23 protein-coding genes are annotated in these 23,659 nt (G+C 34.1%); 19 read left to right on the top strand and 4 right to left on the bottom strand.

Going from position 1 to position 23,659, the window contains the following annotated elements; translation table 11 throughout:
- Positions 1–653: 653 nt before the first annotated feature.
- The 9 genes from DU428_RS06970 to DU428_RS06930 all read left to right on the top strand — a co-directional run bounded on the left by DU428_RS06970 (position 654) and on the right by DU428_RS06930 (position 13,098).
- A complete protein-coding gene (locus tag DU428_RS06970) occupies positions 654–1,127 on the top strand; it encodes a DUF6943 family protein (RefSeq protein ID WP_113966049.1) in 474 nt (157 codons plus the stop codon).
- 88 nt (positions 1,128–1,215) lie between these two features.
- The gene (locus DU428_RS06965; protein WP_072349409.1) at positions 1,216–1,857 is read left to right on the top strand and encodes a DUF6266 family protein; all 642 of its coding nucleotides are present in this window, start codon (positions 1,216–1,218) and stop codon (positions 1,855–1,857) included.
- A gap of 253 nt (positions 1,858–2,110) precedes the next feature.
- Complete coding sequence (locus tag DU428_RS06960) at positions 2,111–2,524, top strand: HYC_CC_PP family protein (protein WP_110475319.1); 414 nt, start codon at positions 2,111–2,113, stop codon at positions 2,522–2,524.
- A 107-nt stretch (positions 2,525–2,631) separates the two neighbouring features.
- Positions 2,632–6,372, top strand: coding sequence for an efflux RND transporter permease subunit (locus DU428_RS06955; protein WP_113966050.1), 3,741 nt, complete (start codon positions 2,632–2,634; stop codon positions 6,370–6,372).
- Positions 6,369–7,598 (top strand): TolC family protein, encoded by a 1,230-nt coding sequence (locus DU428_RS06950; RefSeq protein WP_113966051.1) that lies wholly within the window; start codon positions 6,369–6,371, stop codon positions 7,596–7,598. Before DU428_RS06955 ends, DU428_RS06950 begins: the two co-directional genes overlap by 4 nt.
- Positions 7,599–7,681: 83 nt before the next feature.
- Positions 7,682–10,399, top strand: a complete 2,718-nt coding sequence (locus DU428_RS06945; RefSeq protein WP_113966052.1) for a heavy metal translocating P-type ATPase — start codon at positions 7,682–7,684, stop codon at positions 10,397–10,399.
- 12 nt (positions 10,400–10,411) lie between these two features.
- Positions 10,412–10,903 carry a DUF305 domain-containing protein gene (locus DU428_RS06940; RefSeq protein WP_113966053.1) on the top strand — a complete coding sequence of 164 codons (492 nt, stop codon included), beginning with the start codon at positions 10,412–10,414 and terminating at the stop codon, positions 10,901–10,903.
- Positions 10,893–12,626 (top strand): efflux RND transporter periplasmic adaptor subunit, encoded by a 1,734-nt coding sequence (locus tag DU428_RS06935; protein WP_113966054.1) that lies wholly within the window; start codon positions 10,893–10,895, stop codon positions 12,624–12,626. Before DU428_RS06940 ends, DU428_RS06935 begins: the two co-directional genes overlap by 11 nt.
- A 34-nt stretch (positions 12,627–12,660) precedes the next feature.
- Positions 12,661–13,098 (top strand): heavy-metal-associated domain-containing protein, encoded by a 438-nt coding sequence (locus DU428_RS06930; protein WP_113966055.1) that lies wholly within the window; start codon positions 12,661–12,663, stop codon positions 13,096–13,098.
- 236 nt (positions 13,099–13,334) lie between these two features.
- Here the strand turns inward: DU428_RS06930 and DU428_RS06925 are convergent, their stop codons facing one another.
- The gene (locus DU428_RS06925) at positions 13,335–13,994 is read right to left on the bottom strand and encodes an HAD family hydrolase (protein ID WP_113966056.1); all 660 of its coding nucleotides are present in this window, start codon (positions 13,992–13,994) and stop codon (positions 13,335–13,337) included.
- A 211-nt stretch (positions 13,995–14,205) separates the two neighbouring features.
- Between DU428_RS06925 and DU428_RS06920 the strand changes: the two genes are divergently transcribed.
- The 7 genes from DU428_RS06920 to DU428_RS06890 all read left to right on the top strand — a co-directional run bounded on the left by DU428_RS06920 (position 14,206) and on the right by DU428_RS06890 (position 18,992).
- Positions 14,206–14,838, top strand: coding sequence for a Crp/Fnr family transcriptional regulator (locus DU428_RS06920; protein ID WP_113966057.1), 633 nt, complete (start codon positions 14,206–14,208; stop codon positions 14,836–14,838).
- 68 nt (positions 14,839–14,906) lie between these two features.
- Positions 14,907–15,704: a sulfite exporter TauE/SafE family protein gene (locus DU428_RS06915; protein ID WP_113966058.1), complete on the top strand. Its 798-nt coding sequence runs from the start codon at positions 14,907–14,909 to the stop codon at positions 15,702–15,704.
- Between the two features lie 121 nt (positions 15,705–15,825).
- The gene (locus DU428_RS06910; RefSeq protein WP_113966059.1) at positions 15,826–17,241 is read left to right on the top strand and encodes an MBL fold metallo-hydrolase; all 1,416 of its coding nucleotides are present in this window, start codon (positions 15,826–15,828) and stop codon (positions 17,239–17,241) included.
- A 123-nt stretch (positions 17,242–17,364) separates the two neighbouring features.
- Entirely contained in the window at positions 17,365–17,727 is a 363-nt protein-coding gene (locus tag DU428_RS06905; protein ID WP_113966060.1) for a rhodanese-like domain-containing protein, read from the top strand.
- On the top strand, positions 17,728–17,997 hold the full coding sequence (locus DU428_RS06900) for a heavy-metal-associated domain-containing protein (protein ID WP_113966061.1): 270 nt from the start codon (positions 17,728–17,730) through the stop codon (positions 17,995–17,997). It begins immediately after the preceding gene.
- 120 nt (positions 17,998–18,117) lie between these two features.
- Positions 18,118–18,414, top strand: coding sequence for a thioredoxin (trxA, locus tag DU428_RS06895; protein ID WP_113966062.1), 297 nt, complete (start codon positions 18,118–18,120; stop codon positions 18,412–18,414).
- A complete protein-coding gene (locus DU428_RS06890; RefSeq protein WP_113966063.1) occupies positions 18,414–18,992 on the top strand; it encodes a methyltransferase domain-containing protein in 579 nt (192 codons plus the stop codon). Before trxA ends, DU428_RS06890 begins: the two co-directional genes overlap by 1 nt.
- A 358-nt stretch (positions 18,993–19,350) precedes the next feature.
- Here DU428_RS06890 and DU428_RS06885 read toward each other — a convergent pair whose 3' ends face one another.
- Positions 19,351–20,349 carry a metal-dependent hydrolase gene (locus tag DU428_RS06885; protein ID WP_113966064.1) on the bottom strand — a complete coding sequence of 333 codons (999 nt, stop codon included), beginning with the start codon at positions 20,347–20,349 and terminating at the stop codon, positions 19,351–19,353.
- 234 nt (positions 20,350–20,583) lie between these two features.
- On the opposite strand from DU428_RS06885, the gene DU428_RS06880 reads away from it, so the two are divergent.
- The 3 genes from DU428_RS06880 (at position 20,584) to DU428_RS06870 (ending at position 21,985) form a co-directional block, all read left to right on the top strand.
- On the top strand, positions 20,584–21,138 hold the full coding sequence (locus tag DU428_RS06880; RefSeq protein WP_113966065.1) for a YeeE/YedE family protein: 555 nt from the start codon (positions 20,584–20,586) through the stop codon (positions 21,136–21,138).
- 1 nt (position 21,139) lies between these two features.
- A complete protein-coding gene (locus DU428_RS06875; protein ID WP_113966066.1) occupies positions 21,140–21,553 on the top strand; it encodes a DUF6691 family protein in 414 nt (137 codons plus the stop codon).
- Between the two features lie 90 nt (positions 21,554–21,643).
- Entirely contained in the window at positions 21,644–21,985 is a 342-nt protein-coding gene (locus tag DU428_RS06870) for a DUF4870 domain-containing protein (RefSeq protein WP_113966067.1), read from the top strand.
- A gap of 94 nt (positions 21,986–22,079) precedes the next feature.
- Here DU428_RS06870 and DU428_RS06865 read toward each other — a convergent pair whose 3' ends face one another.
- The gene (locus DU428_RS06865) at positions 22,080–22,283 is read right to left on the bottom strand and encodes a hypothetical protein (protein ID WP_113966068.1); all 204 of its coding nucleotides are present in this window, start codon (positions 22,281–22,283) and stop codon (positions 22,080–22,082) included.
- Between the two features lie 140 nt (positions 22,284–22,423).
- The gene (gene dnaN / locus DU428_RS06860) at positions 22,424–23,542 is read right to left on the bottom strand and encodes a DNA polymerase III subunit beta (RefSeq protein WP_113966069.1); all 1,119 of its coding nucleotides are present in this window, start codon (positions 23,540–23,542) and stop codon (positions 22,424–22,426) included.
- Between the last annotated feature and the right edge of the window lie 117 nt (positions 23,543–23,659).

The raw sequence follows: 23,659 nt of genomic DNA, 5'->3' as shown, positions 1-23,659 counted from the left end.
ATTAAGTTTAGTATTATATTGGTTATCTCATTCAAACTGCACAAAACCATCGTTAAGTCCAAGTATTCCTTACCTCAAGTCTTTGTTTGTTTCATTTCGTTAACAAATATAAAAGTCCACTTTTCCCCACCACCCAAGTCAGCGGTTATAAAAAAATAGGTTAAGAAAATGCAGTAATACGACATAGCATATTGCTTTTTATCGTACCTCAAAAAAACAAAAAGCTATTGCCTAAAAGTCCTGTATAAGTAGCTTGTTTAAATGCTGTTTTATCAAACAACTATTTAAAACGCTACCCATACAAACGCTTCATCCCACGCTCAAATTGAAAACAACCTATTTTTTTAAGAGTTTATGCCCCAAAAAGTGAATTAAGTTGAACAAAAAAAATAATAAAAAAAGGTAGCAAATATATGTGGCTTCCTTCTGCCAACGCGCAAGGCTATAAAGGTCAAGCCCTACGGGTTTTGAATAAAACTTTTTTCAAAAGCATTTTTCACAATCATTAAACAATTAATCTCAAAAAACTTTTATCCAAAAACCTTGACAGCCTTATCCACGCCACAAGAGCATTAGGCTTTCTTTTTTTATTGTTTTTCTTTTAAAAAATTAATGGTGCGAAGCGTAGCGAAGCAATTTTAAATTGGATAGCTATGTCAACTTTTGAACTAAAAACACACCAAATCGGAAGAACTTACTCAAACCCTCATTTTTTTATCCTAAACAAAGGGCAAAACAGCGGAAAGCCTTTAATAAATCCTTGTCCTAATTGTTTTGTGGTATCTACATCAACCGAAGAAGAAAAACAAACCCTTTACCATTTATCAATGATGTTGCAAATAGGCGGTTTTTATGCTTATTATTTAAAAGGGAGTGTTATTCCGTTTATCTCAATAGATGATTGCCGAAACACCTTAAAAAACAGTTACACCTCGTTGTTAAATGATGAATTTGAGTTACAAAAGCATATTAATATAGTGTCAGCAATTTGTAAAAAAGAAGCTCAACTTCAAAAAGTAATTTCAAAAATGGCAGATTTAAAGGTGTCATACATACAAAATCTATTTTCTAAAAAGCAAAATCGGGCAACAAAGGGCAACAAAAACCAAATCAATCTATTAGCATAGTATTTGCCATATATTACTTGTGTTGGTTAAAGACCGTACCAAGTCCGAACCAACTTCGAACAAGTATTAATTTTAAATTTTATATACAATGGGTGTTATTTCACAAGGAATCCTGGGCGGTGTATCGGGTAAAGTAGGAAACGTAGTTGGTGCTTCTTGGAAAGGTATTGACTATTTGAGAATTAAACCTTCAAGTGTGGCAAATCCACGAACAGAAGGACAAGTTAACCAAAGAAACAAGTTTACTGTTACTTTGGAGTATCTTCAACCGAATTTAGGTTTTATCAAGAAAGGGTATAAATCTTATGCGGTGCAAAAAACAGAGTTTAATGCAGCAATGTCTTATGTATTGAATAATGCGATTACAGGAGCTGCACCAAACTTTACTGTAGATTATTCTTTAGCTTTATTAAGTAGAGGTAATCTATCTGGAGCATTGAACCCTGCAACAGATTTAGCAACTGCGGGACAAGTAGAATTTACTTGGGATGATAACTCTGCTGAAGGTAATGCAAATGCAACTGATAAAGCAATGATTTTAGTTTACAATCCAAGTAAAAAGGAATCAATGTATATTCTTGATGGTGCTGATAGAACTGTAGGATCTCAAATCATTACAATTCCAAGTACCTATGCAGGTGATACAGTCGAGCTTTTTATGGCATTTATTACTGCTGAAGGTAATACAGTGTCAAACAGCGTTTATTTAGGCTCTGGAACAGCTAATTAACGGTTGATGTTTTTATGTATGAAACCACTCTTTATGAGTGGTTTTTTTATGCTATATTCGTAATTGAATTTATTAATAATTGTCTTTAATTTATCCTTTTTAGGTGTTTTTTGTATCCTATTTGTTGCCCAAATGCTCTAACCCCAATAAATATAAGGTAAATTACATATTGTATCGGGAAATAACCTATATTATCTAAATTACTGTTAAACAAAATCAAGTAATATTAAAATTCCCTATCTTTGTTACTTATATGAAACAACTAATCCATAAAATAGTGTCTTTGTCCATGGCGATTGTAGTGTTATTCTCTACAATGTCATTTACTATTGATATGCATTTTTGTGGAGACACATTAATGGATACAGCTATTTTCCAACAAGTTAAAACTTGTGGTATGGACATGGAGAACCCGTTAACGGAAGGTTGTTCTGTTACTAAAAAGAACTGTTGTAGTGATGAGCAGGTTGTTGTAGACGGTCAAGATGAATTACAACTTCATGCGGAGCAAATCACGCTTGAGCAACAAGTTTTTATAGCTTCATTTGTATACAGCTATATCAACCTTTTTGAAAGTGTTGATAAAAAGAAAACGTCTTTCGAGGCCTATAAACCACCCCTCGTCGCCAAAGAGATCTTCAAACTTGACGAGACTTACTTAATTTGATTTTTAAACAATAGACTGTGTTATCCAGTGATTCAATTCATTAGGATGATTTCTTGTATTCGGTGTTTTCTATACGCCAATGTCTAACTGTTTAATAATCAAAACTCATGCTGAATAAAAGCATTAAATTTCTAATAGAGAATAAACTCGTAGCCGTATTATTACTTGTCCTTTTTATAGGTTGGGGAACAGTAAACGCACCTTCTAATTGGGATACTGGATTTTTACCAAGCAATCCTGTAGCCGTAGATGCTATTCCGGATATTGGTGAAAACCAACAAATTGTATTCACCAAATGGGATGGCATTTCACCTCAAGATATTGAGGACCAAATTACCTATCCTTTAACTACAACCTTGCTTGGAATTCCAGGGGTAAAAACCATTCGTAGCTCGTCTATGTTTGGGTTTTCTAGCATCTATATTATTTTTGAAGAGGATGTAGAATTCTATTGGAGTCGTAGTCGGATTTTAGAAAAACTGAATTCCCTACCTAGCGGATTGCTGCCAGACGGTGTTATGCCAACATTAGGTCCAGATGCAACCGGTTTAGGGCAAATCTATTGGTACACCTTAGAAGGTCGTGACGAAAATGGAAATGTAACTGGTGGTTGGGATCTACACGAACTGCGAAGCATTCAAGATTACTATGTGAAATATGCCTTGTCATCTGCAAGTGGTGTTTCTGAAGTAGCGTCTATTGGTGGTTACGTCCAGGAATATCAAATTGATGTGAACCCCGAATTGATGCGTCAATACAATATTGGTTTAAACCAAGTGGTAAAAGCAGTCAAGGATAGTAATAAAGATATTGGAGCTCAAACTTTAGAAATTAATCAAGCCGAATATTTAGTCCGTGGTTTAGGCTATGTAAAGTCTGTATCAGACATTGAAAATGCTGTGGTGACTTCGGAAGATTACAAATCTATTCGAATTAAAGATATTGCTAAAGTAGCTTTAGGTCCTGAAGCACGAAGAGGGATCTTAGATAAAGAAGGTGCTGAGGTCGTTGGTGGGGTTGTAGTGGCACGTTATGGAGCCAACCCAATGGAAGTCATTAATAACGTTAAAGAAAAAATTAGTGAGTTAAGTACAGGATTACCTTCTAAAGTTTTAGCCGACGGCAGAACGTCTCAGCTAACCGTTGTTCCTTTTTATGATCGCTCCGAGCTGATTCAAGAAACTTTAGGAACCTTAAACGAAGCGCTAACCTTGGAGATTTTAATTACCATTTTGGTGATTATCATCATGGTGTTCAATCTGCGTGCTTCCATTTTAATTTCCGGACTGCTACCTGTTGCGGTGCTCATGGTATTTATAGCCATGAAACTCTTTAATGTCGACGCCAATATTGTTGCTTTATCAGGTATTGCCATTGCTATTGGTACTATGGTTGATGTGGGGGTGATATTATCCGAAAACATTATTCGACATCTCGATGATGATGACGGTAAAGAGTCTATAAATACTGTCGTTTATAATGCCACAGCAGAAGTTTCTGGAGCTATCGTAACCGCAGTAATGACCACTATTATTAGTTTCATTCCTGTATTTACGATGATTGGTGCCGAAGGAAAATTATTCCGACCATTAGCATTTACAAAGACTTTTGCTTTAACGGCTTCCATACTTGTGGCTTTATTCTTAATTCCGCCGTTTGCAGCATTTTTATTCAGAAGAAAAAGTATTAAAAAGAGTTTCAGCTATATTTTAAACACAGCTTTAATCCTCGCGGGAATAGCTGGGCTTTTCTATGGCTATTGGTTGGGGATTGTTTTAATAGCATTTGGAGTTACAGGTATTTTAAAACTTCAAGATATTGTTGATGCAAAACGAGCAAACCTGATTAATATTGTTATTTCAGCATCTGCTATCGTCTTTCTTTTAGCGGAATATTGGAGACCGTTGGGTGTCGATAAAAGCATCTTCTGGAACCTGATTTTTGTTGGAGTCATTTGCTTCGGACTATTAGGTGCATTTTCATTATTTATCAAATTCTATACTCGGATTTTGAGATGGTGTTTAGATAATAAAGTATTGTTTTTATCTGTTCCAACCGCAATTATTGTGGCAGGATTCTTCATTATGAAAAACACAGGTAAAGAGTTTATGCCATCATTAAATGAAGGTTCCTTTTTACTAATGCCGACATCCATGCCGCATTCTGGAGTGGAAGAAAACAAACGTGTGCTACAACAATTAGACATGGCAGTTGCTAGTATTCCAGAAATCGAAACGGTGGTTGGAAAAGCCGGTAGAACAGAGTCTGCTTTAGATCCAGCCCCACTATCTATGTACGAGAATATTATTCAGTATAAGCCAGAATATATGCTGAATGAAGATAACGAACGTCAGCGTTATAAAGTGAATGATGATGGATTGTTTGAATTGAAAGATGGACGATTGGTTTATAATGAAAATTTAGTTGAAAGTTCAAATGAAAACATCAACAAATCGGTAATCAATTCCACTTCAACCAAAATCACGAACGCGCAACTCATTCCAGATAAGGATGGTGAATTCTTCCGAAATTGGCGACCAGAAATAAAATCACCTGATGATATTTGGGATGAAATTGTAAGAGTAACTAAATTACCAGGAGTAACATCTGCACCTAGATTGCAACCTATTGAAACCCGATTGGTAATGCTTCAAACAGGAATGCGAGCACCAATGGGAATAAAAGTAAAAGGTCAAGATTTAAAACAGATTGAAGCTTTTGGAGTGCAATTAGAAGATATTCTTAAACATGCCGAAGGTGTAAAACAAGAAGCTGTTTTTGCCGATAGGATTGTTGGTAAACCGTATTTGTTGATTGATATTGATAGAGAGAAAATTGCGCGTTACGGAATTTCTATTGCCGATGTGCAGGAGGTTTTAAAAGTCGCTGTTGGTGGCATGTCGCTTACCCAAACGGTCGAAGGTAGAGAGCGTTACGGAGTACGTGTACGTTACCCAAGAGAATTACGAGGAAACCCTTCCGATTTAGAGCAAATTTATATTCCTGTTGAAAAAGGAAATCCAGTGCCTTTAAGTGAATTAGCAAGTATTCGTTATGAGCAAGGTCCGCAAGTAATTAAAAGTGAAGACACCTTCTTAGTAGGATATGTATTGTTTGACAAATTAGAAGGTTTCGCTGAAGTTAATGTGGTTGAAAGTGCGCAAGCGTTGATTCAAGAGCATATTAAATCCGGAAAGTTAATCGTGCCAAAAGGAATTAGTTATGAGTTTACTGGAACCTATGAAAATCAGCTGCGTGCAGAAAAAACACTATCGGTTGTGGTTCCTTTAGCTTTAGCCATTATATTTTTAATTCTGTACTTCCAATTCCGTTCGGTAACCACCTCATTAATGGTATTTACGGGAATTGCTGTGGCATTTGGTGGCGGATTTATTATGATTTGGCTCTATGGTCAAGACTGGTTTTTAAACTTCAATTTCTTTGGTGAAAACCTGCGAGATTTATTCCAAATGCACGCCATTAATTTAAGTGTGGCTGTTTGGGTTGGGTTTATTGCACTTTTCGGAATTGCTACCGATGATGGTGTGGTTATGGCAACGTATTTAACGCAAACTTTCGATAGAAATTCACCTGATACCAAGAAAGAAATTAGAGCATCGATTGTAGAAGCAGGAGAAAAACGTATCAGACCATGTTTAATGACAACAGCTACAACCATTTTGGCATTACTACCAGTATTAACCTCAACAGGACGCGGAAGTGATATTATGATACCAATGGCTATTCCAAGTTTCGGAGGAATGCTTATCGCGCTAATAACTCTGTTTGTTGTACCTGTGCTGTATAGCTGGAGAGCGGAAGCTAAACTTAAAAGAATATCTAAATGAAAAATATAAAATCATATATAAAAGTCGTCCTTATATCTCTTTCTTTTTTCTTTGTTTTAAAAGGAAATTCACAAGATTTAGGCGTGTTAATTAACGAAGCTTTAGAAAACAATCCTGAAATTCAAAAAATCGATTTTCAGCATAAAATTGCTTCAGAGAAAGTTAACGAAGTCAATAGTATTCCAAATACCGAATTTAATTTCGGTTTCATGGCGGTATCACCAGAAATGAACATGCCAATGGAACGTTTTAGAGTATCGGTAATGCAAATGTTGCCTTGGTTTGGAACTATTACGGCACGAGAAAATTATGCCTCTTCTATGGCCGATGCACAGTACATAGAAATAACTATAGCGAAACGAAAGTTAGCGCTGTCAGTTTCGCAATTGTATTATCAGCTTTATGAAATTGACGCCAAACAAAAGGTTTTAGAAAAGAATATTAGCCTTTTGCAATCCTATGAGCAGATTGCATTAACCTCATTAGAAGTCGGGAAGGCATCGGCAGTAGATGTTTTAAAACTTCAGATTAGACAAAACGAGTTACAAGAACAAAAAGAAGTGTTGACTCAGAAATCCGAAGGCTTACAAGCGGCTTTAAATAGTTTACTGAATCGAGATTATGATAGCAAGGTGTCTGTGCTGTCTACTTTAGAAATTCCGCAAGACGATAGCTATTATAGCTACGATAGCTTACAGGTTAATCCGGAGTTACTTAAATACGACAAGTTGTATGAATCGGTAAATCAGTCAGAATTACTGAATAAAAAAGAGGGAGGACCAATGATTGGTTTCGGAGTGGAATATATCAATCAAGAAAACAGTCCGATGATTACAAGTTCTTATAAGGATATGGTCATGCCAATGGTTTCAGTATCAATTCCTATCTTTAATAAAAAGTATAAATCGCAGACCATTCAAAACGATTTGCGAAAACAAGAAATTCAATCGCAAAAAGCTGAACGATTGAATATGTTGAAGTCCGAATTAGCGAAAGCCATTTCTCAACGTAATCAATCGCGAATTTCTTTTGATACGCAAGTTCAAAACTTAAAACGCGCAGAAGATGCCGAAGAAATTCTAATTAAAAATTACGAAACAGGAACAATTGATTTTAATGATGTTTTAGACATTCAAGAATTGCAATTGAAGTTTCAAATGAATCAAATGGAATCCGTAAAAAATTATTTTGTGCAATCGGCCTTCATAAATTATGTGACGAATTAATTGTTGCATTTTATGATTAGCTTTAAAATGAATAACTGACCTAACAGGTGTTTAAAACCTGTTAGGCCTATAACATAACAATTATGAAACACACATATCATATACACGGAATGACCTGCAATGGTTGCCGGAGTCACGTTGAAAAAACGCTTTCCGAAGTGGAAGGTGTTTCAAAAGCAACGGTGAATTTAGAAAAGAAGGAAGCTGTTATTGAAATGGCATCTCATATTCCTTTGGAGACTTTTCAAGAGGCTTTAAAAAAGGAAGGAGACACCTATTCCATTCACAAGCTAAATGAAGGCGCTATGCTACATACGTATAAGATACACGGAATGACCTGCAATGGTTGCCGGAGTCACGTTGAAAAAACGCTTTCCGAAGTGGAAGGTGTTTTAAAAGCAACGGTGAATTTAGAAAAGAAGGAAGCGCTTATTAAAATGGCATCTCATATTCCTTTAGAAACTTTTCAAGAGGCCTTAAAAAAAGATGGCGGGAGTTATAGTATTCACCATCCAGGAGAACAACCTAAGCACGAAGAAAAAGCGGCAAAACCAAAGGGAGAAGGAACCGGTACATTTTATTGTCCGATGCATTGTGAAGGTGATAAAACCTATGACAAGCCTGGCGATTGTCCGGTATGTGGAATGGATTTGGTGGAAGAACAAAACTTGTCAGCAATCAATTCCGAACAATGGACCTGCCCAATGCATCCTGAAATAGTTGAAGACGAAGCAGGAGCTTGTCCTATTTGCGGAATGGATTTAGTGCCCATGCAAGCCGATTTATCTTCTGAAGAAAAGACCTACAATAAGCTGCTGAAAAAGTTTTGGATTGCTTTTGCATTCACACTACCAATTTTCATTATAGCTATGAGTGAGATGGTTCCAAATAATCCGCTGTACGATATTATGGAGCAACAAAACTGGAACTGGATTCAGTTTGCATTATCTATTCCAGTGGTGTTTTATGCCACATGGATGTTCTTTGAACGTGCTTATAGAAGTATCAAAACATGGAATCTAAACATGTTTACACTGATTGGAATTGGAGCAGGAGCTTCGTGGCTGTTTAGTGTATTTGGCATGTTGTTTCCTGGAATTTTTCCGGAGCAATTTGTATCAGAATCAGGAGCTGTTCACGTGTATTTTGAAGCGGCAACGGTTATTTTAACCTTGGTGCTTTTAGGTCAGCTTTTGGAAGCTCGTGCCCATAGTAAAACCAATTCGGCAGTAAAAGAGTTGTTAAAACTAGCACCTAATAAGGCAACCAAAGTTGTTCATGGTGAAGATGTTGAGGTGAGTATCGATAAAATAGAATTGGGCGATATTCTTAAAGTAAAACCAGGAGATAAAATTCCTGTAGATGGTTCTATAACTGAAGGTGAAACGACTATTGATGAATCGATGATTACTGGAGAGCCAATTCCTGTAAATAAAGTGGAAGGTGATAAGGTGAGTAGTGGAACTATAAATGGGAATCAGGTGTTTCTTATGAAAGCTGAAAAAGTAGGTAGCGACACCTTACTGTCTCAAATTATTCATATGGTGAATGATGCGAGTAGAAGTCGTGCGCCAATTCAGAATCTAGCGGATAGAGTATCGGGTTATTTTGTGCCTGCCGTAGTCTTGATTTCTCTAATAACCTTTGGGGTTTGGGCTATTTGGGGACCAGAACCTGTTTATGTTTATGCCTTTGTTAATGCCATTGCGGTGTTAATTATTGCTTGTCCTTGCGCTTTAGGATTAGCAACGCCCATGTCTGTTATGGTTGGTGTTGGAAAGGGTGCTCAAAATGGAGTGCTGATTAAAAATGCGGAAGCTTTAGAGAAATTGGATAAAGTAGATACCCTTATTATTGATAAAACTGGAACGATAACAGAAGGACGACCAACCGTTGAAAAAGTTGGTGCTTTTGGGACCGATTATACCGAAGAGCAAGTGCTTCAATATATAGTGTCTTTAAATAGTAATTCTGAACACCCTTTAGCTGAAGCTACGGTAAAATTCGGAAAGGAAAAGAAAACGGAAGTATTAAAATCAGAGGCTTTTAGTGCGGTTACTGGTAAAGGTGTTGAAGGTAAAGTGAATGGTAAAACCACAGCTTTAGGAAACCCAGAAATGATGAAGTATGCGAATGCTGCCATCTCGTCTGAAATGGAGGCTGAAGCTAAAACCTATCAAAAACAAGGAAAGACGGTGTCTTATTTAGCCGTAGACAAAATGGTTGTTGGTTATGTGGTTATTGGCGATAAAATTAAAGCAACTAGTGCGAAGGCAATTAAAGAACTTCAAGATAAAGGTATTGCTGTGATTATGCTTACAGGTGATAATCATGATACCGCTCAAGCCGTTGCTTCTGAATTACATCTTGCCGATTTCAAAGCCAGTATGTTACCTGAAGACAAGTTAAAGGTGGTAGAGAAATTACAGAACGAAGGAAAAGTAGTTGCTATGGCAGGTGACGGGATTAACGATGCGCCTGCATTGGCGAAAAGTGACGTCGGAATAGCTATGGGAACGGGGACAGATGTCGCTATAGAAAGTGCAGAAATTACGCTTGTAAAAGGTGATTTAAATGGCATCGTAAAAGCGAAGAATTTAAGTCACGGTGTGATGAAAAACATCAAACAAAACTTATTTTTTGCATTAGTCTATAACACTTTAGGTGTGCCCGTTGCTGCAGGTGTTTTATTTCCTGTTTTCGGATTGTTATTATCCCCAATGATTGCAGCTTTAGCAATGAGTTTTAGCTCGGTTTCGGTAATTGCTAATGCTTTAAGATTAAGAACTATTAACATTTAAAACCATAACAGTATGAATTCACAAGAACATAATACAGAAAAGAAAGGCATGGGGAGCTACACTAAGTTCTTCCTAATGTTAGGGTGTTCATTTATAGTTATGTATATAACGATGTACTTAAATACCTATGCGATTGATCATGTCTATTTTAGTATGACACGATTTTATATGGTGTGCTTAGGGATTTCTACGATGGCGGTAATTATGTGGTTCTTTATGCGGAATATGTATACAAATAAAAAAAAGAATATTGGGATACTAGTTGGGAGCTTACTGCTATTTATTGGAGCTTTAGGGTTGGTGAGAGTTCAAGCACCTGTTGTTGGTGATTTGTTGTGGTTAAAAGGGATGATTCCACATCACTCCATTGCCATATTAACTAGTGAGCGGGCTGACATTAAAGATCCAGAGGTTAGAAAATTAGCAGATGCTATTATTGAAGCTCAAAGAAAAGAAATTGAAGAAATGAAAATCATGATAAAACGATTGGAAAATGAAAAATAATAAAGTAGTTATATACATAGGTTTGTTAGCTATAGGAATTCTATTAGGATGGTTCTTATTTGGCGGTTCATCTCATACCGAGAATGAGCATAACCATGATGCTGTTGCAGAATCAAATCAAATGTGGACTTGTTCTATGCATCCTCAAATTATGCAGCCAGAATTTGGCGATTGTCCTATTTGCGGAATGGACTTAATACCAGCCGAAGCAGGAGCAGATGGCTTGGCTGCCGATCAATTCAAACTAACAGATAATGCAATGGCTTTGGCTAATGTGCAAACATCTGTTGTAGGCAGTGGTGAAGCTGAAGATAATGCCATTAAATTATCTGGAAAAATTGTAGAAAACGAAGAAGCTAACGCTGTGCAAGTGAGTTATTTTTCAGGACGTATAGAACGATTGAATGTGAGTTTCACAGGAGAAGAGGTGCGTAGAGGTCAGTTGTTGGCTACTATTTATTCTCCTGAATTATATGCAGCACAACAAGAGTTGCTTACTGCTTCCTCTTTAAAAGAATCACAGCCTGCTTTGTATAAAGCGGTTCGTAATAAACTAAAACTTTGGAAGCTTTCAGAGAATCAAATCAGTCAGATAGAATCTTCAGGAAAAGTGCAAGAAAACGTGCCTATTTATGCTACGGTTTCAGGAACTGTGACTGAAAAACTTATCGAGCAAGGGGATTATGTAAAGCAAGGTCAGCCATTGCTTAAAATCGCTAATCTGTCTACTGTTTGGGCGAATTTTGATGTTTATGAAAATCAAATTGAATTACTAAAGAAAGGGCAAGAGGTTTCTGTCGTAACAAACGCGTATCCTAATAAAGAATTCACAGGAAAAGTAGATTTTATAGATCCAACTTTAAATACGAAAACACGTACGGTAACTCTAAGAGTGGTGTTGAGTAATAAGGATAATTTGTTTAAGCCAGGCATGTTTGTTTCGGGTAAAATAAAAGGCGTTGCTTCAAACACTAAAGAAGTGCTGACTATTCCGTCGACGGCTGTGTTATGGACTGGAGAGCGTTCATTGGTGTATTTAAAACCGGATCCCAACGAAACTGTTTTCGAAATGCGTGAAATTACCTTAGGTTCTAAAATGGGTGAAAATTATCAGGTTGTAGACGGATTAGAAAATGGCGATGAAATTGTTACGAATGGAACATTTACTGTAGATGCAGCAGCTCAATTACAAGGTAAAAAGTCTATGATGAATCATAAATCAGATAAAAATGAATCCAAAGAAGCGCACTTCAATTTAAACGAAAGAGTTACCGTTTCAAAAGACTTTCAGAATCAATTAAAAGCAGTTTTTAACGATTATAATCAACTAAAAGATGCCTTGGTAAAAGATGACACCAATAACAGTGCAGAGGAAGCGAAAAAGTTATTAAGCCATTTATCAAAAGTAGATATGAAATTGGTAAAAGATAAGGAAGCACACGAGCATTGGATGGTTCTTGAAAAGGAAATAAAAAATTCTGCGACATCCATTTCAAACACAAGTGAAATAGCCGATCAAAGAAGAAGTTTTAAAAGCCTTTCAACACATTTAACCAATGCTATTGAAGTATTCGGTATAAATGAAAAGGTCTATCATCAATACTGCCCAATGGTTGATAATGATACAGGGGCTTATTGGTTGAGTAAGGAAGAAAAAGTTTTAAATCCGTATTTTGGCGACGCTATGTTGCGATGTGGTGAAGTAAAACAAGTAATAGAATAAGTAAAACCAATTATTAATAATTAAATATTTAAACATGAAGAGAGTAATTTTAAGTGTAGCGGTAATAGCTGCAATGGGCTTAACAAGTTGTAAAGATGAAGCCAAAAAAGAAGTTGAAACAACAGTAACAGAAGTAACGTCTGAAGTAACAAAAGAAGTAGCTGCGGCTGAGATTTCTTTTGGAGTAAGAGGAAACTGCGGTATGTGTAAAACAACTATTGAAAAAGCAGCAAACAGCGTAGAAGGTGTAGCGGAAGCAAATTGGGATGTAGACAAAAAGAAAATTGATGTATCATTTGATGAAACTAAAACAGATGTGATGTCTATTCACAATGCTATTGCTGCTTCAGGATATGATACTGAAAAAGTAGCAGGTGACTTAGCTGCATACGAAAATTTACCTGGATGTTGTAAATACGACCATGACATGCAAATGAATCAGTCAGGTGAAGTAAAAGCTGAAGTACATTAATTAAATATTCATTCGATAATAAAAAAGAGTCCTTTTAAAGGGCTCTTTTTTTTGTTTTATTCTGAAGGAATGTAGAACGTTTACAATAAATAGAAGATGCTAAAGATTTGTATAAATATCAAATAGGCAGGAGATTAAAGTAAAGGAACTAGATAAAACCGATGAGTAGTTATCTAAAAAAAACGGGAGTAAGAAATAAATTTTCACTCCCGTTATAAGATGTTTAGAGTTTCTTTTTATAAAAACAGGTGTTGGATTTTGTTATAATGTATTTCCTTAAAATCACTCACTACTTTGTTCGCTAAAGAATAATCTTGATTTTTAGAATGAAAACTATCGTAGCCAATACAATAAATTCCAGCATCGTATGCCGCTTTTATTCCGTTTGTAGAATCTTCAATTACAATGCATTCGCTTCTATCAAATCCGGAAGCTTCCGCAGCATTAATAAATATTTCCGGATGCGGTTTTGAAGCTTTTAAATCGGCACCACTTAATTTAGCTACAAAATATTGGTCTAAATCAAATTTCGTAAAAACATTATTTATGGTAGTCATAGAAGCCGAAGACGCTAAAACCAAAGTAAGTCCATTGTTGTAATAATCTTTTATTAGATCTAAAACCCCAGAAATTAAAGTCAAGCTAGGGTCATTAAAAAACAGGTCTTTAAAATGAAAACGTTTTCTTTCCACTAACTCCTTCGGATCTGCTTCTAAATTAAAGTAAGCACAAAGGTTTTTACAAATATTAATAGTAGATTTCCCAGTAAATGCTTGGTACATTTCATCGGTTACCTCTAAATTAAAATCCTTAAACATAGCATAATAAGCTTTGTAATGTAGAGGTTCGGTATCTACAATAACCCCATCCATATCAAACAAAACAGCTTTCAACATAATATTTTCAATTTTTATGCAAGGTACTAAACTAATGTAAATTGCATATTAATTTTTGTTCCATAAAGTTTATTAGAGGCTTAGAATTTTGTTAATTCTATTTCTAAAACTATTGACTTTTATAGTGTTACTAGCAAATTAAATTCTGAATAAATAAATATAAGACTAGTGTAAAGTTAATTCTATAACTTTGTCTTAGTTAATTGTTATTATGTTAGAAGATTTACAACAACATTACGGTTATTTGTTCGAAGACGAACTAATTCAAGAAATAAACAAAGTAGGAGTCGTTAAAGATATTCCTGAAGGCGCTCAATTAATAGAAATTGGCGATTATATAAAATCTATGCCGCTTTTAGTTAGTGGAGCCATCAAAATATTAAGAGAAGACGAAGAAGGAGACGAACTTATTCTATATTTTATAGAACAAGGCGATACTTGTGCAATGACTTTATCTTGTTGTTTAGGAAGCGCTAAAAGTGAAATTAGAGCTATTGCTGAAACCGATACAAAGCTAATTATGATTCCAGTTGAAAAAATGGAAGAATGGCTAGCAAAATATAAATCTTGGCAACAATTTGTATTACAAAGTTACCATAGCAGAATGACAGAATTACTAGAAGCTATTGATACAATTGCTTTTTTAAAGATGGATGAACGCTTGTTTAAATATCTTAAAGATAAAGCTATGGTAAACCATAACGATGTAATTTATGTAACACACCAGCAAATTGCTAGAGATTTACACACCTCAAGAGTGGTGATTTCTAGATTGTTAAAAACTTTAGAGATTGAAGGTAAAATACAATTACAACGAAATAATATTAAAGTAATAGATTTATAGAACTGTAACTAATGTTACTGATAAAAACAGAATCTTCCGTTAGTTTTGAAAATTACTAACTCATACATATGGAATTACAGCAAATACTAGGTTATTTAGGAGCATTGTTAATAGGAGTCGTATTAGGACTTATAGGAGGTGGAGGCTCTATACTAACCGTACCAATATTAGTGTACTTAATGTTTGTTAACCCTGTAACAGCAACTGCTTATTCTTTATTTGTTGTAGGTATTTCGGCATTAGTAGGAGCAATTAGAAACATTCAAAAAGGTTTAGTAGATTTTAGAACAGCTATTGTTTTTGCAGTACCTGCATTTATAGCAGTTTATATTACCAGGAAATTTATTGTCCCTGCAATTCCAGAAGAATTATTTTCTATAGGAAACTTTTTGGTGACAAAGAATATTGCAATCATGCTCTTTTTTGCAATTGTTATGCTAATAGCTTCCATTTCTATGATAAAGAATAATAGAAAGGATTCTTGTGAAGAAACTATCATTCAGTACAATTATCCATTAATTGTTATTGAAGGATTTGTAGTAGGAATACTAACAGGTATCGTAGGAGCAGGAGGAGGCTTTTTAATCATTCCGGCTTTGGTTTTATTGGCAAAGCTTCCTATGAAAAAAGCGGTGGCAACTTCCTTATTAATCATAGCAATAAAATCTTTAATTGGATTTATAGGAGATGTTGAAACTCTAGATATCGATTGGATCTTTTTATTAAGCTTCACCTCTATATCTGTAGTAGGAATATTTTTAGGAATTTATCTAAACAAATTTATTGAAGGAAAAAAACTAAAAAAAGGTTTTGGTTGGTTTGTATTAATAATGGCTATATACATTATTTTAAAAGAGTTAACTTAATGTCAAATGTAACAATTGTCACATATTAAGAATATAAAAAGTGTTATTTTTGAAGAAATAAATATAAAATGCATATAACCGAAAGGCTAAAACATTTTATCAAATTTAAAACAGAATTAAAATGAAAATAGAACAAATTTACACAGGTTGCTTAGCACATGCAGCGTATTATATTGAAAGTAATGGAGAAGCAGCAATCATAGATCCTTTAAGAGAAGTACAACCTTATATGGATAGAGCGAAGAAAGACAATGCAAAAATTAAATATATTTTTGAAACGCATTTTCACGCAGATTTTGTTTCTGGACATTTAGATTTAAAAGAAAAAACTGGCGCTCAAATAGTTTTCGGTCCAACAGCAAACCCTTCATACGAAGCTTTAATAGCAGAAGATGGACAAGTTTTTGAAATTGGAGATTACAAAGTAAAAGTGATACACACTCCAGGTCATACCATGGAAAGTACTACTTATCTTTTAATAGATGAAAACGGAAAAGAACACGGTATAGTAACAGGAGATACCTTGTTTATTGGTGATGTAGGTAGACCAGATTTAGCTCAAAAAGTTGCAGCAGATTTAACACAAGAAAAATTAGCAGGATATTTATACGATTCGCTACGAAATAAAATCATGCCATTAAGCGATGATTTAATTGTGTATCCTAATCACGGTGCAGGTTCTGCTTGTGGTAAGAATATGAGTAAAGAAACAACAGATACTTTAGGAAATCAGAAAAAGGTGAATTACGCCTTACGTGCAGATATGACTAAAGAAGAGTTTATTGCTGAATTATTAGATGGGTTATCGGCACCACCAGCATATTTCCCGCAAAATGTTATGATGAATATTGAAGGTTATGAAAGCTTCGATAAGGTAATGACAAAATCACAAAACCCTTTATCTCCAGATGCATTTGAAGCAGCAGCAAACGAAACAGAAGCAATTGTTTTAGATGTACGTCATCAATCGGAGTTTGTAAAAGGACATATACCTCGTTCAATTTTTATTGGTATAGACGGAGGCTTTGCTCCATGGGTTGGAGCTCTAATAGCAGATGTTAGTCAGCCAATTTTAATCGTAGCGCCAAAAGATAGAGAAGAAGAAGTGATAACTAGACTTTCTCGTGTAGGGTTTGATAATGTTTTAGGATACCTAGAAGGAAGTTTTGAAGCTTGGAAAGAAGCAGGGAAGGAGTACGATTCCTTAACATCTATTTCAGCGGAAGAATTTGAAAAAGTTTACGAAGAAAATAAAGACGTTGTTTTTGATGTTAGAAAAGATGGTGAGTTTACTTCCGAACATGTAGAAGGAGCAAAACATACAGCATTAGACACAATTAACAGCCATTTAAGTGAATTCCCAGAAGATAAACCATTCTATGTACATTGTGCAGGAGGTTATCGCTCTGTAATAGCTGCTTCTATTTTAAAAAGCAGAGGGATTCATAATTTAATAGATGTTGCTGGAGGATATGGAGCAATTAAAAAAACAAATATTCCAAGAACCAATTTTGTTTGCCCATCAACATTAAAATAGATTTAAATAATAATTTTAAGTTAAAAGCGCGATTGCATCATTGTAAATCGCGCTTTTTTGTGTAACATAGGTTACTATCTGTTTTATACAAATTGATTAATTTTATATAATAAACATATTAACATGAAAAAATCACTAATCTTTTCCGTTTTTACTATACTATTTATTGCTTGTAATGCACAAAATGATGTAACAAAAGTTCTTTCTAAAGAAGCTTTTAAATCCCAAATAGAAAATAATGAGGTACAATTAATAGATGTCAGAACTCCTGAAGAATTTGCTGAAGGTCACATTGAAGGAGCAGTGAATATCGATTATTACTCTGAAGACTTAACAGAAAAACTAAATAAGTTGAATAAAGAAGCACCTGTTTATCTTTATTGTAGAAGTGGAAACCGAAGCAATAAAACTTCCAAACAGTTAGAAGAAATGGGCTTTACAGAAATATACGATCTAGAAGGCGGAATTTTAAATTATAATAAATAAATGAAAACTAGCATCATAGTACAAAACTTAAAATGTGGTGGATGTGCAAGCACAATCACAAATAAACTATCAGAACTTTCTAATGTATCAGATATAGAAATAGATGTAGAAACAAATAAAGTGACTTTTACTTTTCAAGATGAAACAGATGCAATTGCAGTTAAAGATAAATTGAAGCGTATAGGCTATCCTTCTGTAGAAGAAGAAAACAGTTTAACTTCCAAAGCAAAATCTTTTGTGAGTTGTGCAACCGGAAAGTTTTCCAATTAAAAGAATAAAAAGAATTTATTGAAGTATTCTATATGATATAGAATGCAATGTGTGGAGTGTCATGAAAAAACTGAAGTTCACATAAAGAAATAAACTTTTAGTAAATAAAAAATTAAAGTTATGAGTAAATTTTCAGAAATAATAAACCAAGATAAACCCGTATTAGTAGACTTTTTTGCTACTTGGTGCGGACCATGTAAAATGATGAGTCCTGTTTTATCAGAAATTAAAGAAACTTTAGGCGATAGAGTTTCTATCATTAAAATTGATGTAGATAAAAACCAGGAATTAGCAGCAAAATATCAAGTGAAAGGAGTGCCAACTTTTATGCTTTTTAAAGATGGAAAACAAGTGTGGAGGCAATCTGGTATGCTTCAGAAAAACGATTTAATGAATGTAATTACAGCTCCTTATTAATGGAATTAAACGAAGAATATTGGGATAATAGGTATAAAACAAACGAAATTGGTTGGGACCTAGGTCAAGTTTCGCCACCCCTAAAAGCATATATTGATCAATTAACCAATAAGGAGATAAAGATTTTAATTCCTGGAGGAGGAAATAGCTATGAAGCCGAATACCTTCATGAAAAAGGATTTAAAAACGTGTATGTTGTAGATGTATCTAAAACAGCGCTTAATAATATTCAAAATAGAATTCCAGATTATCCTAAATCTCATTTAATTCACGATAATTTTTTTAATCTAGATCTTACTTTCGATTTGATAATAGAACAGACTTTCTTCTGTGCTTTAAATCCGAGTTTAAGACCTGCTTATGCGGTTAAGACTCATGAATTATTAAGCGAAAATGGTAAACTAGTAGGGTTACTTTTTAAGATTCCATTAAACGATTCGCATCCGCCTTTTGGAGGTTCTAAGGAGGAGTATTTAAATTATTTTCAGCCTTATTTTCAAATTAATACTATGGAAGAATCTTATAATTCTATAGAAGCAAGATCTGGAAAAGAATTGTTTATGATACTTCAAAAGTAGCAGATTCATAATTTTTAGTTTATTTATCAACTGACAAATGTCATATTTTCGGTTAAAAGTATTTAGTATGTTTACAATAATTAACTAATAGACTAAAACTTTTAAACTATGATTTCTCAAAGTATCGCATTATATAATTGGAACAATGGCGTAATAATGATAGCTATTTTCGGGCTAGTTTGTTTAACACTTGTGGGTATCTTAATTAAATTTATGACCACGAGTGATAGAGATAAAGACGAACCTAAAGAAAGGTAGTTTATAAGATTATTGCTTGTCGTAATTGTAATATAAAAAGGAGCGCATTTTTAAATGCGCTCCTTTTTATTTAGTCTAGTATATTGTAAAAACAAAAAATCTAATTCCCTTTTATACGAATCCATAATTCTGAAAGTAGTTTTTTACCATCACGTTTGTCTTTCGGTTTTTCTGTAAATTGCACTTTGCCGGAAGCATCTTTTTCTATTTTGTATTTAAACACAAAATTCTGAGAATTTGGTTCCATACTTAAAAGTCCGAAACGTAAATCGCTAAAATAAAGACTGTCATCTTCCTTTGATATTATATACCAACCTTCAGAAATAGCAATCATTCTTTGTACTTTTTCATCTTTAGCAAGATCGCCTAAAAACTCATGGTTTTTAGGGTAAGTTTCAAACGAGATAGGCTTGGTGTCAAAAAACGAGTAATTTCCTAATAAATAAGCATTTTCCGTTTCAACGTTAGCGCTCCAAAGCATGGTGTTTAAGGCCGAAGGTCTTGTGTCTAATTGTATATAATCTATATTTTGGTTTGTTAATGCAGCTTCAAATTCATTATATGCTATCCATTTAAATAGGAAAGTAAGAAGTAAGTAAGAGGAACTTATAATCAATCCTAATTTGTTGTATAAACGACGTTTTGCAGAGGTTCGTTTTTGAACCATTGCAAGAATTAAGAATACTAGAAAAGGTAAGGTATAAAGTGGGTCAATTACAAATATAGTTTTGAAAGCAAGTCTTAAGTCAAAAGGCCAAAATAATTGTGTACCCCAAGTAGTATGTGCATCTAAAATAGGATGTGTAATAAATGCCCAGAAAAAGAGCCACGCCCAGCCTTTAATATCCTTATAACTTTCATATCGGGAAACCAGCCAACCGAAAAAAGGAGCAAAAAGCACAGAAAAGACAATGGAATGTGTAAATCCACGATGTATTGCAAGCGCAGAAACCGTATCGGTAAAATGTGAAGCAAGTACATCTAAATCAGGAATAGTCCCTGCAATAGCTCCATAAAGCATTGCCTTGTTTCCAACTTTCTTTCCTAAAACAGCCTCTCCAACAGCTGCTCCTAATACTATTTGAGTAAGTGAATCCATATATTTTGCGAAAATAAGCCAAGTTAGCGAAACAACATAAAATACTTTAAGATATAAACCTAGACAGATTTATTAAATATACAAGTTCCTTGCCACGGATAAACTTTACGATTTCTCCGTGGCACAGATTCTATAAAACCTTAAGTAACCTTTGTTACAGTTTGTCGTTTATAATTGCTATATTTTTGCTGTATTAAAATTAATAATATCACGTTTTTATTTAAAATGAATTTTATGGAATTAATCTCTCAACCTTGGCCTTGGTATGTTTCGGGCTTTTTAATAGCATTTACCATGCTTATTCTTTTGCTTATGGGTAAAAAGTTTGGAATGTCTTCAAACCTAAGAACCTTTTGTGCTGCTTGTGGAGCAGGAAAAGCAAGTGACTTTTTTAGATTTAATTGGCGAAATGATATTTGGAACCTTCTTATTGTAGTTGGAGCTATGCTTGGTGGTTATTTTGCATCTCATTATCTATCTAATGGTGAAATGCCTTTAATTAGCGAAGCTACTGTAGCTTCCTTACAAGATTTAAATATTTCAGCAAATAACCAATACGTTCCTGTAGAGTTATTTTCTTTAGAATCTTTAAGTAATATAAAAACACTTGCCATTTTAATTATAGGAGGAATTCTTGTAGGTTTTGGAGCACGTTATGCTGGTGGTTGTACTTCAGGTCACGCTATTTCAGGATTAAGCAATCTGCAATTACCATCATTAATCGCTGTAGTTGGATTTTTTATTGGAGGTCTTATTATGGTTCATTTATTATACCCTTTAATTTTTTAATATGAAGAAGTTAGCATTTATTATAGTAGGTTTTTGTTTCGGAATTATCATGTATAAGTCGGAAGCAGCATCTTGGTTTCGTATTTATGAAATGTTCAGATTTGAATCTTTCCACATGTATGGTATTATGGGGACAGCTTTAGCATTCGGAATATTGTTTGTTAACCTAATTAAGCGTTTTAATATCAAAACATTTTCTGGTGAAGCCATTACTATTGCTCCAAAAGAGAAATCTATTACAAGATATTTAGCAGGAGGAATTATTTTCGGGTTAGGCTGGGCTTTAGTAGGAGCTTGTCCGGGACCAATATTTGTACTTATTGGAGCAGGGTATCTGCCGGTGATAATAGTTTTTCTTGCAGCTGTTTTTGGTACTTTTTTATACGGACTTGTTAGGAGTAAGTTGCCACATTAATTAGTTTTCAGTGTAATAATGTAACTTTCTTAGATCTTTTGCGTCTTATTTAGTGTAAAATCATTAATCAAGAAATCAAATTATCAAACAATGAAACGAACAGACAATCAACTGCTAGTTATTACGCATTTATCACAATTGTTAACCCATCTTACTGGTTTTGGTGGACTTATTGTGCCATTAATTATTTGGATTACACAAAAGGATACAGTAGAGCAGATGGATGAGCAAGGAAAAGCAATTTTAAATTTCCAAATTAGTATCATTTTGTACTCTATAATAAGTATTCCTTTGATACTTCTATTTGGTTTAGGCTTTATACTTCTTGGCTTAGTAGCTATATTAGCTTTAGTTATGCCAATTATTAATGCTATTAACGCAAGTAATGGCAAACAAATAAACTATCCACTTTCTATTAATTTTATTAGTTAATACAATGATAAAAGCAAATAAAAAAGGCTCACTTAATGGTGAGCCTTTTATATTTTATACAAGCTTATGCAATAAGTTGTAGTGGTATTTCTGTTTATGCTTTTTTACCTACAAAAACACTAGCTATTAATGCCACGATACCGAGTGCAATAGTAATATATGCATTAGTGTTGTCTTGAGCTTCAATTCCAAACTCACCAATACTTATAGAAGCTTCTGGAGCAATCATTGTGTAGATACCATAGCCTAATAATGCTACGCCGACTACTAATAAAACTGTTTTAATTGACTTGTTCATTATCTCTTGGTTTTTAGTTAGTTATCTTAAAGATACTTAAAAAACATTTGATAGGAAATAAAACAAAAAAACACTCATCATTTGATGAGTGTTTTTTATATAATTTTCTCAGCTAACTGAGTTTAATTTATGTATAAGAATTAGCTATTCAACATCACAGGCATTACAAGCATGGTAACTTGTTCTCCAGCATCTAATCCATCAATAGGAGTTAAGATACCAGCTCTGTTAGGTAAACTCATTTCTAATTGAACTTCATCAGATGTAAGGTTGTTTAACATTTCTGTTAAGAAACGAGAGTTAAAACCTATTTGCATATCGTCTCCTTGGTAATCACAAGTTAAACGCTCTTCTGCTTTGTTTGAGTAATCAATATCTTCAGCAGAAATATTTAATTCTGCACCAGCAATTTTTAAACGAATTTGGTGTGTTGTTTTGTTAGAGAAAATACTAACACGGCGAACAGAGTTTAAAAACTGCGTTCTGTCTATTGTAAGTTTATTAGGATTCTCCTTAGGAATTACTGCCTCGTAGTTAGGATATTTTCCATCAATCAATCTACATACTAATTCAGCATTTTCAAAAGTGAATTTTGCATTAGATTCATTGTATTCAATTTTCACATCATCATCACTAGTTGCTAAAATTCCTTTTAAAAGATTTAAAGGTTTCTTAGGCATAATGAATTCTGAAACTTGACTAGCTTGTACATCTTCGCGAGTGTATTTTACTAGTTTGTGTGCATCTGTAGCTACAAAAGTTAAACCTTCTGTAGAGAACTGAAAGAATACACCACTCATTACCGGACGTAAATCATCGTTACCAGCTGCAAAGATTGTTTTGCTAATAGCTGTTGCTAAGATTTCACCTGAGATAGTAGTTGCACTTGGATCGTCTAACTCCACTGCTTTTGGAAACTCTGCTCCATCTGCATACGCTAAGGCGTATTTACCGTGGTTAGAGCTAATTTCTATCGTGTTATTATCTTCAACAACAAAAGTTAAAGGTTGCTCAGGAAAAGTCTTTAAAGTGTCTAAAAGTAAACGAGCAGGAACCGCAATGCTTCCTTCGTTGTCACTTTCTACATCTAATTTTGCAGACATAGTTGTTTCTAGATCACTAGCTGAAACTATAAGTTGATTTTGTTTTAACTCAAATAAGAAATTATCTAAAATAGGTAAAGTATTAGAGTTATTGATTACACCTCCAAGAACTTGTAATTGTTTCAGTAAATAGGTACTTGATACTATGAATTTCATTTATTTAATACGTTAATTCGTTTCAATATTGAATAGATACAAATATATTGTTTAACAGTTTAAAATGGAAACAAACTTATTAACAACTTCCTGTGTGAAAATTACTAAATTTCAGCT

The sequence above is a fragment of the Oceanihabitans sediminis genome, from assembly GCF_003337215.1.
GTDB classification, from domain to species: domain Bacteria; phylum Bacteroidota; class Bacteroidia; order Flavobacteriales; family Flavobacteriaceae; genus Oceanihabitans; species Oceanihabitans sediminis.
Note: the sequence above shows the minus strand (reverse complement) of the source record. Positions and strands in the feature narration are given on the sequence as shown.

Excerpts from the sequence above, each read along its gene's own strand:
- DU428_RS06875 (WP_113966066.1), top strand. The coding sequence starts at position 21,140 with ATGAAGAAGTTAGCATTTATTATAGTAGGTTTTTGTTTCGGAATTATC.
- DU428_RS06915 (WP_113966058.1), top strand. The coding sequence starts at position 14,907 with ATGGAATTACAGCAAATACTAGGTTATTTAGGAGCATTGTTAATAGGA.
- DU428_RS06955 (WP_113966050.1), top strand. The coding sequence starts at position 2,632 with ATGCTGAATAAAAGCATTAAATTTCTAATAGAGAATAAACTCGTAGCC.
- trxA (WP_113966062.1), top strand. The coding sequence starts at position 18,118 with ATGAGTAAATTTTCAGAAATAATAAACCAAGATAAACCCGTATTAGTA.
- DU428_RS06970 (WP_113966049.1), top strand. The coding sequence starts at position 654 with ATGTCAACTTTTGAACTAAAAACACACCAAATCGGAAGAACTTACTCA.
- DU428_RS06920 (WP_113966057.1), top strand. The coding sequence starts at position 14,206 with ATGTTAGAAGATTTACAACAACATTACGGTTATTTGTTCGAAGACGAA.
- DU428_RS06945 (WP_113966052.1), top strand. The coding sequence starts at position 7,682 with ATGAAACACACATATCATATACACGGAATGACCTGCAATGGTTGCCGG.
- DU428_RS06950 (WP_113966051.1), top strand. The coding sequence starts at position 6,369 with ATGAAAAATATAAAATCATATATAAAAGTCGTCCTTATATCTCTTTCT.
- DU428_RS06890 (WP_113966063.1), top strand. The coding sequence starts at position 18,414 with ATGGAATTAAACGAAGAATATTGGGATAATAGGTATAAAACAAACGAA.
- DU428_RS06925 (WP_113966056.1), bottom strand. The coding sequence starts at position 13,994 with ATGTTGAAAGCTGTTTTGTTTGATATGGATGGGGTTATTGTAGATACC.
- DU428_RS06935 (WP_113966054.1), top strand. The coding sequence starts at position 10,893 with ATGAAAAATAATAAAGTAGTTATATACATAGGTTTGTTAGCTATAGGA.
- DU428_RS06910 (WP_113966059.1), top strand. The coding sequence starts at position 15,826 with ATGAAAATAGAACAAATTTACACAGGTTGCTTAGCACATGCAGCGTAT.
- dnaN (WP_113966069.1), bottom strand. The coding sequence starts at position 23,542 with ATGAAATTCATAGTATCAAGTACCTATTTACTGAAACAATTACAAGTT.
- DU428_RS06965 (WP_072349409.1), top strand. The coding sequence starts at position 1,216 with ATGGGTGTTATTTCACAAGGAATCCTGGGCGGTGTATCGGGTAAAGTA.
- DU428_RS06865 (WP_113966068.1), bottom strand. The coding sequence starts at position 22,283 with ATGAACAAGTCAATTAAAACAGTTTTATTAGTAGTCGGCGTAGCATTA.
- DU428_RS06870 (WP_113966067.1), top strand. The coding sequence starts at position 21,644 with ATGAAACGAACAGACAATCAACTGCTAGTTATTACGCATTTATCACAA.
- DU428_RS06880 (WP_113966065.1), top strand. The coding sequence starts at position 20,584 with ATGGAATTAATCTCTCAACCTTGGCCTTGGTATGTTTCGGGCTTTTTA.
- DU428_RS06960 (WP_110475319.1), top strand. The coding sequence starts at position 2,111 with ATGAAACAACTAATCCATAAAATAGTGTCTTTGTCCATGGCGATTGTA.
- DU428_RS06900 (WP_113966061.1), top strand. The coding sequence starts at position 17,728 with ATGAAAACTAGCATCATAGTACAAAACTTAAAATGTGGTGGATGTGCA.
- DU428_RS06940 (WP_113966053.1), top strand. The coding sequence starts at position 10,412 with ATGAATTCACAAGAACATAATACAGAAAAGAAAGGCATGGGGAGCTAC.
- DU428_RS06930 (WP_113966055.1), top strand. The coding sequence starts at position 12,661 with ATGAAGAGAGTAATTTTAAGTGTAGCGGTAATAGCTGCAATGGGCTTA.
- DU428_RS06885 (WP_113966064.1), bottom strand. The coding sequence starts at position 20,349 with ATGGATTCACTTACTCAAATAGTATTAGGAGCAGCTGTTGGAGAGGCT.
- DU428_RS06905 (WP_113966060.1), top strand. The coding sequence starts at position 17,365 with ATGAAAAAATCACTAATCTTTTCCGTTTTTACTATACTATTTATTGCT.